At 61.0% G+C, this 13098-nt stretch carries 9 protein-coding genes, 1 pseudogene and 1 CRISPR repeat array; of the genes and pseudogenes, 3 read left to right on the top strand and 7 right to left on the bottom strand.

What is annotated here, in order from left to right; all coding sequences use genetic code 11:
• Positions 1–60: 60 nt before the first annotated feature.
• The 3 genes and pseudogenes from KI242_RS04595 to KI242_RS31650 all read left to right on the top strand — a co-directional run bounded on the left by KI242_RS04595 (position 61) and on the right by KI242_RS31650 (position 5032).
• Positions 61–2346, top strand: a complete 2286-nt coding sequence (locus tag KI242_RS04595; protein WP_053149024.1) for a TonB-dependent siderophore receptor — start codon at positions 61–63, stop codon at positions 2344–2346.
• Between the two features lie 87 nt (positions 2347–2433).
• A pseudogene (locus KI242_RS32040) lies at positions 2434–3194 on the top strand (PepSY domain-containing protein); the annotation flags it as partial.
• Positions 3080–5032, top strand: coding sequence for a sulfite reductase flavoprotein subunit alpha (locus KI242_RS31650; RefSeq protein ID WP_348532654.1), 1953 nt, complete (start codon positions 3080–3082; stop codon positions 5030–5032). The pseudogene KI242_RS32040 and the gene KI242_RS31650, both read left to right, overlap by 115 nt.
• Positions 5033–5140: 108 nt before the next feature.
• Here KI242_RS31650 and KI242_RS04585 read toward each other — a convergent pair whose 3' ends face one another.
• From KI242_RS04585 to csy1, 7 genes are all read right to left on the bottom strand, one after another.
• A complete protein-coding gene (locus tag KI242_RS04585; RefSeq protein WP_169894174.1) occupies positions 5141–5974 on the bottom strand; it encodes an IS3 family transposase in 834 nt (277 codons plus the stop codon).
• Complete coding sequence (locus KI242_RS04580; protein ID WP_212805958.1) at positions 5971–6267, bottom strand: transposase; 297 nt, start codon at positions 6265–6267, stop codon at positions 5971–5973. The genes KI242_RS04585 and KI242_RS04580 overlap by 4 nt, the downstream gene beginning before the upstream one ends.
• Positions 6268–6627: 360 nt before the next feature.
• Entirely contained in the window at positions 6628–8169 is a 1542-nt protein-coding gene (locus tag KI242_RS04575; RefSeq protein WP_145712612.1) for an alkaline phosphatase D family protein, read from the bottom strand.
• Between the two features lie 110 nt (positions 8170–8279).
• Positions 8280–8908: a CRISPR direct-repeat array (repeat unit 28 nt; unit sequence TTTCTTAGCTGCCTACACGGCAGTGAAC).
• A gap of 130 nt (positions 8909–9038) precedes the next feature.
• On the bottom strand, positions 9039–9602 hold the full coding sequence (gene cas6f, locus KI242_RS04570) for a type I-F CRISPR-associated endoribonuclease Cas6/Csy4 (protein WP_212805957.1): 564 nt from the start codon (positions 9600–9602) through the stop codon (positions 9039–9041).
• 3 nt (positions 9603–9605) lie between these two features.
• Positions 9606–10628, bottom strand: coding sequence for a type I-F CRISPR-associated protein Csy3 (csy3, locus tag KI242_RS04565; RefSeq protein ID WP_212805956.1), 1023 nt, complete (start codon positions 10626–10628; stop codon positions 9606–9608).
• Positions 10629–10656: 28 nt separating this feature from the next.
• On the bottom strand, positions 10657–11646 hold the full coding sequence (csy2, locus tag KI242_RS04560; RefSeq protein ID WP_212805955.1) for a type I-F CRISPR-associated protein Csy2: 990 nt from the start codon (positions 11644–11646) through the stop codon (positions 10657–10659).
• Positions 11639–12982: a type I-F CRISPR-associated protein Csy1 gene (gene csy1 / locus KI242_RS04555; RefSeq protein WP_212805954.1), complete on the bottom strand. Its 1344-nt coding sequence runs from the start codon at positions 12980–12982 to the stop codon at positions 11639–11641. Before csy1 ends, csy2 begins: the two co-directional genes overlap by 8 nt.
• Between the last annotated feature and the right edge of the window lie 116 nt (positions 12983–13098).

Here is a 13098-nt window from a genome sequence, read left to right as displayed (position 1 = left end):
ATAACAAATGTTTCTTTCCCCTATATTCCGCCGCCTCAAATCCTTGGGGAGGGGAAAAACATGTCACGCCAACAACCACCATCCGCTGTCAGTTCACCACGCCTGCTGGCGTCTGCAATTGGCGTGGCGATCACCGCCGGCTCCGCAGGCCATATGGTCCAGGCGGCTGAAGAGACTCAGCAGAAGACTTCGGGCAAAGCCATTGCCCTGGAAGCCACCAGCATTACCGGTGAGGCCCAGGACAACACCTCCTACCAAGTGGAAAAAGCTTCCTCGCAGAAATACACCGCGCCACTGGTGGATACCCCACGCTCGGTCACGGTGATTCCCCAGCAGGTACTCAAGGACACCGCAGCAACGTCCCTGCAAGACGCGCTGCGCACGGTGCCAGGCATCACCTTCGGCGCTGGCGAAGGCGGCAACCCCCAGGGCGATCGCCCGTTCATCCGTGGTTTTGACGCCCAGGGCGACACTTACCTGGATGGTGTACGCGATACCGGCGGCCAAAGCCGCGAAATCTTCGACATCGAATCGGTCGAGGTCAGCAAAGGCCCGAACTCCTCCTTCGGCGGGCGCGGCTCGGCGGGCGGCAGCCTGAACCTGGTCAGCAAGCAGCCGAAACAGCAGGACTTCCTCAACGGTGGCTTCACCTACGGTTCCGACCAGACCCGTCGCTACACCCTGGACGTCAACCGCCAGTTCCTCGAAGGTGCAGCTTTCCGCCTGAACCTGATGAGCCACGAGCAGAACGTGGCCGGACGCGACGCCGTCAATTACGACCGCTGGGGCGTAGCGCCGTCGCTGACCTTCGGCATGGGCACTCCGACCCGGGTCAACGTCAGCTACTACCACATGGAAAGCGACGACCTGCCGGATTCGGGCATCCCCTATGGCTACAGTTCGAACGGCGCTAAAGCCGCGCACATCCATGACAAACCCACCGACGGTGGTGACAGCAACAACTTCTACGGCCTGAAGGACCGCGACTTCCGAAAGACCCGGGCGGACATCAGCACCTTCTCCGTCGAACATGACCTGAATGACAATATGACGCTGAAAAACACCCTGCGTCATGGCAACACCGGCCAGGACTACATCCTTACCCAGCCGGACGACAGCCAGCACAACGTCAACCAGTTCGGCACCGTGTGGCGTCGGGCCAACTCGCGAGTGTCCACCACCGAGACCACCACCAACCAGACCGATCTGTTTGGCGAGTTCCACGCATTGGGCTTCAAGAACAACTACTCCACCGGCCTTGAGTTCACCGGTGAAGAGACCCGGGTCAGCAGCTATACCGTCACGCCTAACAGCAACCCGACCTGCACCGTTGGCAAGGTCGGCAACAGCGGTGGCAGCTGCACATCCCTGGGCAATCCGAACCCGGACGATGCCTGGACCGGTAGCGCCGTACGCAACTACTACGGCACCAACACCAAAGCCACGACCCGTGCCGCCTACGCCTTCGACACCATCGAACTGGATCCAAAATGGCTGTTGAACCTCGGGGTGCGCTACGACACCTTCGATACCGTGGCCAATACCAACGCCGCCACTGGCCGTTCCAAACTCAAGAGCGACAGCCAGTTCTGGAACTGGCAGGCCGGCCTGGTCTGGAAGCCGGCCGAGAACGGCAGCATCTACGCCTCCTATGCGACATCGGCCAACCCCGCGGGCGGCGTGCTGGATGGTGCTGCCGACAACCCATTGTCGGCAGGCCTGGCCACCAGCGACCTGAAACCGGAGGAAACCGTCAACTACGAGCTGGGCACCAAGTGGGACGTGTTCAACAACCGCCTGTCGCTGACCGGAGCCGTGTTCCGCACCGAGAAGAAGAACACCCGCATTCTGGTTGACTCGCTGACCTACCAGAACGCTGGTGAATCTCGGGTCGACGGGATCGAATTGGGCGCCAGCGGCAAGATCACCGACAAATGGCAAGTCTTCGCCGGTTACAGCTACCTGAAAAGCGAACTGGTGGACGCGGGCCTCAACGGTCGCAATGGCGTAGTCAGCGCCGGCTCCAACAAAGGCAACCAGATGCCGAACACACCGAAAAACACCTTCAGCCTGTGGAGCACCTACGACATCACCTCGAAGCTGACCGTAGGTGGCGGAGCGTTCTACGTTGACGAAGTCTATGGCGATGCGGCCAACACCGTGTACGTGCCGTCCTACACCCGCTACGACGCCATGGCCAGCTACAAGCTGACCAAGAACGTCGACCTGCAGTTGAACGTGCAGAACCTGACCGACAAGACCTACTACGACAAGGCCTACGCGGCGCACTTCGCCAACCAGGCGGCCGGTCGTACCGCGCTGATGAGTGCCAACTTCCACTTCTGATCCAGCGCAAGACCTTCCTGTGGCCACGGCCACAGGCGCCCAAGCCCCACGCATTTCAATGCCTGGGGCTTTTGCATGTAAAAACGAATGCTTCTCGACAACACACGGCATAATGCGCGCCGTGTTTCCTCTCTCTGGACGAACAAGGCGAGTGACGTGTTGAAGAAAACCCTGTTCCAGCTGCACTGGTTCTTCGGCATCAGCGCGGGGCTGGTCCTGGCCCTGATGGGCATCACCGGGGCGACCGTGTCGTTCCAGGACGAAATCCTGCGCGCCCTCAATCCATCGGTGCTGCAAGTCGACAAGCTCCCCGCCGGGGTGCTGCCGCCCGCCGAACTGGTGGAAAAAATCCAGGCCGCCGAAGGCAAGACGGTGTCCATGCTCTGGGTCGAGACCGACAGCGGCAACGCCGCGCGGGTGTTCTTCACCCCGCCGCCGGGGAACGCCGTGGCCAGATGCGCTACTTCGACCCCTATACCGGCGAGTTCATGGGCGACGCCGTCGGCCAGGACTTCTTCGGCTTCATGCTGCAATTGCACCGCTTCCTGGCCATCGGCGACACCGGCCGGCAGATCACCGGCGCCTGCACCCTGATCCTGATCTTCTTCTGCCTGTCCGGGCTGTACCTGCGCTGGCCGCGCCAGGTCGGCAACTGGCGGGTGTGGCTGACCCTGGACTGGGCCAAGAAAGGCCGCGGCTTCAAGTGGGACCTGCACGCCGTGTTCGGCACCTGGTGCCTGCTGTTCTACCTGCTGTTCGCCCTCACCGGCCTGTACTGGTCCTACGATTGGTACCGGGAGGGCCTGACCAAGCTGCTCTCCGATGCGCCACACAGCGAACGCCAGCGTGGCGGCCGCGGTGGCCCACCGCCCAAGGGCCCGGCCCCGGTGGCGGACTACAACGCCATGTGGAGCAGCATCTACAGCGCCGCCGGCAAGGACCTCAATGCCTACAACATCCGTATGCCTGCCGTGGCCGGGCAGCCGGCGACTGTGTTCTACCTGCTCAAGACCTCCCCCACGAACGGGCGCTGAACCAACTGACCCTGGACCCGGCCACCGGGGTGATCAGCCGTCATGACCGCTACGCCGACAAGAGCCTCAAGTCACAGTTGCTCACCAGCGTCTACGCGCTGCACGTGGGCAGCTACTTCGGCCTGGTGGGGCGCATCCTGCTGACCCTGGCCTCCTTGACCATGCCGCTGTTCTTCGTCACCGGCTGGCTGCTGTACCTGGATCGCCGGCGCAAAAAGCGCCAGATCAAGAACGCACGCCAAGGCCTGGAAAGCAGCGCCGACGATGGCTCCGCGTGGCTGATCGGTTTCGCCAGCCAGAGCGGCTTTGCCGAACAATTGGCCTGGCAGACTGCCGGGCAATTGCAAGCTGCCGGGGTGGCGACCAAGGTCCAGCCGCTGAGCAATCTCAGCGAACAGGACCTGCGTGACGCCCAGCGCGCGCTGTTCGTGGTCAGCACCTTTGGCGACGGCGAAGCACCGGACAGCGCCCGCGGCTTCGAGCGCAAGCTGCTGGGCCGCGAGCTGTCGCTGCAAGGCCTGCAATACGCCGTGCTCGGCCTGGGCGACCGCCAGTACCAGCACTTCTGCGGCTTTGCCCGACGCCTGCACGACTGGCTGTCGAACCAGGGCGGCAGCACCCTGTTCGCCCCCATCGAGGTGGACAGCGGCGACAGCTACGCCCTGCGCCACTGGCAGCAGCAACTGGGCCAACTCACCGGCCATGCCCCGGTAGACCTGTGGCAGGCCCCGGCCTTCGACAACTGGACCCTGAAGAGCCGCACCCTGCTCAACCCCGACAGCAGCGGCTCCGGGGTCTACCTGCTGCAACTGCTGGCCCCCAGCGCCAGCAGCTGGCTGGCTGGCGACCTGGTGGAAGTCATGCCGCGCAACAGCCCGTGGCTGGTCGAATACTTCCTCGACGGCCTGGGGCTCTCCGGCGAGGCCAGGGTCCAGCTCGACGGCCTGGAAGAGAGCCTGGAACAAGCCTTGGGCAGCCGCCAGCTACCAGAAAACCGCACCCACCTGGTGGGCCTGCACGCCCAGGCCCTGGTGGATGCCCTGGTGCCCCTGAGCATGCGCGAATACTCCATCGCCTCGATTGCCGCCGACGGTTGCCTGGAGCTGCTGGTACGCCAGGAACGCCACGCCGACGGCAGCCTGGGGATCGGTTCCGGCTGGCTCACCGAGCATGCTGCGGTGGGTTCGAGCATCAGCCTGCGGGTACGGCGCAACAGCGGCTTCCACCTGCCGGCCGAACCTTGCCCGCTGATTCTGCTGGGCAACGGCACCGGGCTGGCGGGCTTGCGCAGCCTGCTCAAGGCGCGGATCGCCGAGGGCCAGCAACGCAACTGGCTGATCTTTGGCGAGCGCAATGCCGAGCATGATTTCTACTTCAAGGATGAACTGCAGGAATGGCGCACCCGGGGCGACCTGAGCCGCCTGGACCTGGCGTTCTCCCGGGACCAGGCCGAGAAGATCTACGTCCAGGACCGCCTGCGCCAGGCGGCGGACGAGCTGAAAAAATGGCTGGACGATGGCGCCGCGATCTACATCTGCGGCAGCTTGCAGGGCATGGCGTCGGGAGTGGACCAGGTACTCAACGAACTGCTGGGAGCAGAACACGTCGAACGCCTGATTGAGCAGGGTCGCTACCGCCGCGACGTTTACTGAGGCGTCAGACGCTTCACCGGCAAGCCGGCTCCTACATCAATCGTGCCGCACCCTCCGTAGGAGCTGGCTTGTAGTGGTCCAGCTTTTTTGGACCACTCTGTAGGAGCATTAGGCCGCCAGCCTTTCAAAAGCAGCGGGCGGCAGATCGTTTGAGGCGCTGTGGCAACGCCGATGGTTGTAATGGGCAATGAAATCCATCACATCCTTCTGCGCCTCGAAATGATTCTGGTAGCCATTTTCAGGCGACCAGTCGTGTTTCAGTGTCCGGAAATAACGCTCCACCACCGCGTTGTCCCAGCAGTTTGCGCGTCGACTCATGCTCTGCACGATCTGCTTCTCAGCCAGGTATTCGACAAAGCGATCCGCGGTGTATTGGCAGCCCTGGTCCGAGTGGAATACCAGCGCTGAACCAGGTCGACGTATGCCAACAGCCAGCCGCAACGCCTTGAGCGACAGCTCGGCATCGGCGGTCCTGGAAAAGGCCCAGCCGACGATCCGACGTGAAAACAGATCCATCACGATTGCCAGGTACAGCCAGCTTCCACCGACGCGAATATAAGTGATGTCTCCGGCCCAAAACGTATTGGGCGATGCAGGATTAAAGCGACGATCAAGGACATTGGCTGCGGTATTGCTGGGCTTTCCGGTCCGACGATAGTGAGCGTAACGGGCTCGTCGTCTGACCAGACCAAGGTTTTTCATCAGACGGCCCATACGATGGCGTCCAACCACGACGCCCTGCTTTTTAAGCTCCCTGGCAAATCCCCGGGCGCCCAGGGCACCTCGATGCTCCCGGTGCAACTGCCGAATGGTCTTTTCCAGTTGCCGCTCGACCCCAGGCTCAGACCGGGCCAAGTGCTTGGCGTAATAGCTGCTGCGAGGCACGCCCAGAAGTCGGCAGCAGTGCCGAATGGAGAGCTGTCCTTTCAAACCCTCGATCATTTGATTCGGCTGAACAGCACCTTCAGATGAGAGGTCAATTGCTTTTTTAGGACGCTATTCTCGGCTTCCAGCAGGGCGAGCCTGGCCTGCAGTGAGTCAATCAGTTCCTGGTCCTGAGGGCGTGTGGGCAGCAAGGCTCCTTCATGCTCCTTGCGCCATCTGGCGACCCAGCGTCGCAGGGCTGTAGGCCCAACCCCGGTTTGCTCACACGCCTTAGGCACCGAGTAATTCATTTCCACGACCAGGCGAATGGCTTCAGCCTTTTCTTCAGCGCTAACAACCCGAAATCCCATGATGCTTCCTTAGGTTGAAACTCCTACAGAGTGGTTCAGGAATATTGAGCCACAACAGCTTGCCAGCGAAGGCGCCCGCCAGAACAGCGCAAGGCTCAAGGGCCTCTTCGCCGGCAAGCCGGCTCCTACATCAATCGTGCTGCACCCTCCGTAGGAGCTGGCTTGCCAGCGAAGGCGCCCGCCAGAACAGCGCAAGGCTCACGGGCCTCTTCGCCGGCAAGCCGGCTCCTACATCAATCGTGCCGCACCCTCCGTAGGAGCTGGCTTGCCAGCGAAGGCGCCCTTCAGAACAGCGCAAGGCTCACGGGCCCTATTCGCCGGCAAGCCGGCTCCTACGGGACGGGGCGTTGGCGGGGATGGTTACGCCGGTTGCAGGTTGTGCTCGTACACCGCCACGCCATCCAGGTCCCGCAGGATTACCTTCAGCTCTGCCGTTTGCCCATCGATCTGCACTTCGCCAAAGAACTGGAAGCCGGCAAAGGGTGAAGTGTTCTGCGCTGGCGGCGCCTTCTGGAACACCACTTCCGGGCCGAAGGTCTTGTCCAGCACATTGGGCCCGAAACTCCCGGCGTTCAGGGGGCCGGCGACAAACTCCCAGAACGGCTCGAAATCCTGGAACGCCGCCCGATCCGGGTGGTAGTGGTGAGCCGCGCAGTAGTGCACGTCCGCCGTCAGCCACACATGGTTGCGCACCTGATGCTTGCGCAAATACGCCAGCAGCTCGGCAATCTCCAGCTCGCGGCCCTGGGCCGGGCCCGGGTCGCCGTTGGCGATCGCCTCCCAGCGCGCCACCCCGGGGCTGACTTCGCCATCGGGCACGCCCAGGCCAATGGGCATGTCCGCCGCCACCACTTTCCACTGGGCCGAGGAGTCCTTGAGCTCACGCTTCAGCCAATCCAATTGCTCGCGGCCGAGGAAAGGTTTCTCGCCGCCGAGGTTGTCATCGTTGGGGCCGCGATAGCTGCGCATGTCCAGCACGAACACATCCAGCAACGGCCCATAGCTGAGCTTGCGATAGATGCGCCCGCCGCCATCGGCGCTCTGCCGGCGCATGGGCGAATACTCCAGCCAGGCCTGGCGCGCGCGGCCCACCAGGGTCTGGATGTCCTTGACCACGTAACGTTCGTCCAGCTGCTTGCTCGGCGACCAGTTATTGACCACCTCGTGGTCGTCCCACTGCCAGATCTGCGGCACCTCGGCGTTGAAGCGGCGCAGGTTTTCGTCCATCAGGTTGTAGCGGTAGTTGCCCCGGTATTCGTCGAGGGTCTCGGCCACTTTGCTCTTGGCCTCGGTGGTGAGGTTGCGCCAGATGCGCCCGTCTTCCACGGTCAACTGTGCCGGCACCGGGCCGTCGGCGTAGATGGTGTCGCCGCTGTGGATAAAGAAGTCCGGCAGGCGCAGGCGCATTGCCTCGTAGATGCGCATGCCGCCGATATCCGGGTTGATGCCGAAGCCCTGCCCTACCGTGTCGCCGCTCCAGACAAAACGGATGTCCCGGCGTTGCGAAGGCGCACTGCGCAAATGGCCGAACCAGGGCTCGCTGGCCACGCCGGACTGGGCATCCTCGAAGGTCACCCGATAGAAGATCGCCTGATTGGCCGGCAGCCCGGTCAACTCCACCCGCGCCGTGAAGTCGGTCCGCGCATCGGCCAGGGGCGAAACAGAGCGCCGGGGGTTGCTGAACATGCTTCGCGTGTCCCACTCCACCACCATCCGCGCCGGACGATCGCTGCGGCTCCAGATCATCGCCTTATCCCCCAGCAGATCCCCGGACTGCACCCCGTCGGTGAGCTGCGGCCGATCCTTGACCGAAGCGATCACCGCCGGCGCCAGGCTCGGCATCAACAGCCCCGCCCCGGCGATTTGCATGATCCGACGACGGCCGAGGTTGAACTCGCTCATGGTGACTCCCTGACAATGGTCAAAAAGCACACCTTAGACAGTGGGGATGAAGGGGGTGTGACAGAGCGGTGGCGAGCTGCGACCTGGATTAAGCATGATACTCACGCGTGTTTTCTTAGCTGCCTACACGGCAGTGAACCGCGACCAGTTCACGCTGCACCACGAGGACTTTTTCTTAGCTGCCTACACGGCAGTGAACCCTGGCCACGACCTTTCGAGGCATGTCCTACTTTTCTTAGCTGCCTACACGGCAGTGAACCCACTTCGGCACCTGGTCCGCGCAGTTTATGTTTTCTTAGCTGCCTACACGGCAGTGAACATGGTCTGGCGCATGGACGCCGGCGACTTCAATTTCTTAGCTGCCTACACGGCAGTGAACGTCGGCGCGCTCGGCTCTGCCCTGGCGGATAGTTTCTTAGCTGCCTACACGGCAGTGAACGCGGAGGCCAGGGCAACCTGATCTCAATGACTTTTCTTAGCTGCCTACACGGCAGTGAACAATCACAAGCTCGTTAACTCGCGTTACGGGTTTTTCTTAGCTGCCTACACGGCAGTGAACGCATCGGTGCCTAGGCCATTATCCTGCATATTTTTCTTAGCTGCCTACGAGGCAGTGAACTTTCATCGTCGGCAATAAGCGTTGCGCTGTTTTTTCTTAGCTGCCTACACGGCAGTGAACTCAGGCATTCGCTTCATTCCAGGGTCCAGGGTTTTCTTAGCTGCCTACACGGCAGTGAACTAGAGCATTTTTTCCATAACCCTCTGATTGCGCTTAGAAAAGGCGTCCAAAGACTCCACATACCCTTTTTCTGATCCCCCTTGTAAGTCATTGATTTTACAAGAGGGCTCAGTCCACCCAGAAAAAAGGGTTAAAACCAAGGCACCGTTGCGCTTGAACTCAAGCCATAAGCGTTGAATGTTCCTGCTTGTGGTTGATCAAGAAGCGGGCCGTGGCGGATGAACAAGTGGAACACTTGATGATTGGTATGACTGCGCATGACAGCAAAAGGCAGGTCACAGCTTTTCGCGGCTGTATCGGGAACACGCCGGCGTGCCTCGTCCTCAGAAAGCCCGTGACGCTTGATCAGGCGGCGCCGCAGGCGTTCGGGATTGCTGTCGACCTGCACCCGGCAGACATGGCGATGCTGCACCGATGCCGGAACAGGGCATAGCTGGCCGATCTGCACATGGTCGCGCATGCCCGTCAGCCAATTGATGGCCAACAATTGGTCCAAGGCTTCGCAGCTCCCATGGAGGCGTAAGTGCGAGCCGAGGTGGCGGATCGAGTGTCGAGTATCGGGAAAACTGATGCCGATATCGTTTCGCCGCACGTCATGCAGCGCGCGATGAAGTTTATTGAGTAGCGCACTCATCAACTGCGTCGGCGGAAATTCAGGGTCGGGCAGCAGTTTCAGGTCGAGGTAGTGGTCCATGGCTCAACCCGCCTCACCGAAGACGCCGCCCCGAATCAAGGTGGCAATCACGAAGTGTTGCTGTTCAACGGGCGGCACCTGATCTTTCAAGACCCAGCCATCCAGCAAGGTGTAGAAGTCATCCTTGCTGCCGCGTGGCTGGCGATAGGCTTTGCCTTGGGTGGTCACCGAACCATAGGGTTCCACGGCAATCGGCCCGTTGTCGTCTGCCTCCTGATACCAGGTGTCGATGCTACGCAGTGCGTTGCCGATTTTCTGCGAGTGAATGCCAGCGATATTTTCAACGCTGTACAGCGTTTTGCTCTTGTCGCCGCGCCCCCGATCCAGAATCAGCTCCTGGGAGGGAAAAACTTCCTGCCCGGCGCCTATGCGGGCATAGGCAGTGATCCGCAACAGCACATGCTGCTCGCCAGCCAACCCCTTGGCGATCAACTGCGCAAGTTGCTGCAAGGCGTCGCCGTGAGCACCCTCCTCGTCGAAATGACGCAATGTCAGACTCAAACTGTCGAAGGTCCATTGCGAAGCGCTGCTGCCAGCGACCAGATGGTCGACCTCGACCTGCACCTGCTCGGCGCCCATTCGGTTGCGCCACAGAAAACGTCCGTTGGCCAGGTTATGAGCGTAGCGGCGCGCCAACTCGTTGAAACCGTTGGCCTGTACATAGCCCTGCACGGTATCCAGCAGTTTTTTCCGGTAGGCAAAATCGTTGCAGGCCGAGGGCTGGCCGGTACCTGCCAGTACGCGCAGGGTAAAAGTAACCCGCAGGGTGTCGGTATCGTGGGGCAGAGTGGCAACATCCACGGTTTGCAGGTTGGGGTTTTCAATCGCGGCATCCAGCTTGGCCGGGTCCATATCCTTGGTTTTGAGACGGTTGGAAATGGTCCCGCGTACGGATTTTTCGCGCACGACGACAGGCACCCAATGATTTCGGGATTGCCAGTCCCCGGCGTGGAACAACGCATCGGACGGATCAAGCTTACGTTCGAAGGCCAGGACAGAAGCGGTTTTCAGGGCGTCATTGCTCATGTTCGTATTCCTTTGCTCAAAAGGGCTATCAGTCGAAGTGGGACATTGATTGCGCACGGTAGTCGTTACGGCAGCGGTACAGCCCCTCGTCACTTTGGTAGTCGGCGTACCAGAGCAACTGCTGCACCGATTGCAGGCGGTGGGGGCTGATCCACTGGCCCACGCCATAGAGGCTTTCCACGAAACGGAACGGGGTCTGGGCATCACGTGCGCGAGCAACCGAGCCGGCTGCCTGAAGTGGGGTGAGCGCGCCATAGCCCAAAGGGATGGGCACTATCCACCCCAGGCCCTTGCGATCGTTGGTCCATTCAGTGTGGCGTGGGGATTCGCATTCGCTCGCAGGGGTAACGCTGGACCAGTTGATCCGTGACAGCAACAGCCAGGCATCCAGTAGCGTGGCCTGGGGCTGGCTGGCTTGCAGGTCCTGATGACGCTGCCGCAGAAGATCTTGCCTCTCTACCAGCACAAACCCAGGCAGCAGGCGCAGCTTGGTCTCATAGAACAGCCGCTCACGCGCCTCTTCGTCACCGGTCATGGGAATCGCATAAGGTTGCTGCTTGCGATGCGGGGCGCTCGAAGGGAGCACACTGCCTCCCGCGATGCGCATCTGCATCAATAGTTCGCGTACCTGCTGCGCGATGAGTCTGCCATCGCCCTGGTCACTGAGCGCTTGGCTTTGTACGGCAAACACCAGGCTGATCTGCAGGTGGATCCGACCTTCCTCAACGATTGCCGCGGTGCTGCCATCTCTGTTGAGGGGGTTGCGGGTCAGGCGCAGGGTGTTGACGAAGTCGCCGTGGGTCACTTGTTCTTCGTGATGATGGGCGACCACGCTGACCGCGTTGAATTGCAAGTCCAGGCCCGCTGCATGAGTTTTCCTCTCCAATGCCCACATCAACCCCAGGAAAGCCGTAATAGAGGGAAATCCATGGGTCAGGGGGCTGGAGAGGCTGTTGGCGTTTTGCACCCACAGATGAGGGATGACCAGCAGGTGTTCAAAGTGTGGACACTCAGCCATGCGTCACCTCCACAGCGGCTTCATCAACTGCCCAGGACTGTAATGTTTCGGCTTCGATAACCGCCTGCCTGGCCCAATGCGCCTGTTCGGTATCGCCTACCGGCAAGCCGCGTTGCAGCAAAATCCCGTTCAGCCAGTTACCAAAGCGGTGGGCGACTTCTTCCGCCCAGGCCTGTCGGGCAAAGGCTGCAGTAAAGGCTTGGTCTGCTTCCATGTGCCCCTCACGCGGCGGCAATTGAGCGCGTTGCGGATCGAGCCAAAGCTGCTCACACAGCGCCAGCCGGCATTGACCATCACGGCTCCAGCCGGCGGGTAGAGAGGCGCGAAAGCTCAGGCCAAAGGCCGCCAGGGCACGTCCCAGCGCGCGTTCTATACGCTCACGCCGAAGTCGGGTGTGCATGGTGGACTGAGGGGTGGCCTGAAGCAGTGTGCAAAGGGCCTCGATCAACTCATCCACGTCCTCAAAACGCCGCAGGCGGCTGAAGGCCGAATCCAGATGCAGAGCGCTGCCGGGGTGCTGCTTCCAAAGCGGCGGAAGGGAAGCCAACAGATAATTCACGCCACCACGTTCACTGTTGAGCTGGCTGATGTTCTGCGGTTTGGTCCCCCCGAGTTTGCGCACCACCAGTTGCGGGTAATCGCCGTAAGTTCCTGTGTGGAGTTGACGATTACGCCTGGCCAAACGTGCTGCTTTGCTGGCCTCGCCGAAGCGGTGCTCGTTGATATCAGCGTGTACGGCATGCACCAGGCTGCTGGGAAACATCGGTTGCAACAATTCAAAGCCGGCATCGTCGCTCGGCTCGCCCGAAACACACCAGAAAACCTGCTTGGCCAGGCTGTGGGAAATCAGCGTTTCGTTCGAGCGAATCAACCCCTTGAAGGCCTGGGCCCAGTTTTGCGCCAAGGTCGGATCCGGGCTCAGGGCGGCCAGCAGATCAACGTCGTCCAGCTGCAGCCAGTCCAGCAGCCGCGCCCCTTCCACCTCCAGCTTGAGAAACTTGTACACATCCAGCGCCGCGGCATTCCCCACGATGTCATCAACGTAGTCGCTAGCCAGTACATGGGTACCGATCTCCTGATGCTGCGTCAGCGTCTGCGGAGCGGCATGCAGGCTGCTACCGCGAGCATCGGGGTGGGTGGCTTTGAGGACATGGGTAACGGCCTGGATTTGCGTTACTCGGCGGGCGGCGTCGGCGAGCCAGGTGCTGTATTCGTACTTCGTTGCATCACCTGCCTCATCACCTTTCAGTTTTGCGTCGCGTCGCTCATTGATGAACGTGGTGATTGTGTTGCGAAAAAGCGTGGAGCGTGCCGCTTGATTCGATCCTTCGTTCATGTCCCTTCCCTGCAGAGAGAACTTGTCGATGGCAAGTCCGTAACGGTTCGAGATAGCACTTAGCTATCGCGTTTTTTTAACAATCTGCCCATCATCCTTCAAGAAACTTGTTATTC

It is taken from the genome of Pseudomonas sp. Eqa60, assembly GCF_018326405.1.
In the GTDB taxonomy this organism is placed as follows: Bacteria; Pseudomonadota; Gammaproteobacteria; order Pseudomonadales; family Pseudomonadaceae; genus Aquipseudomonas; species Aquipseudomonas protegens.
This window is presented reverse-complemented; position numbering and strand designations above follow the sequence as displayed.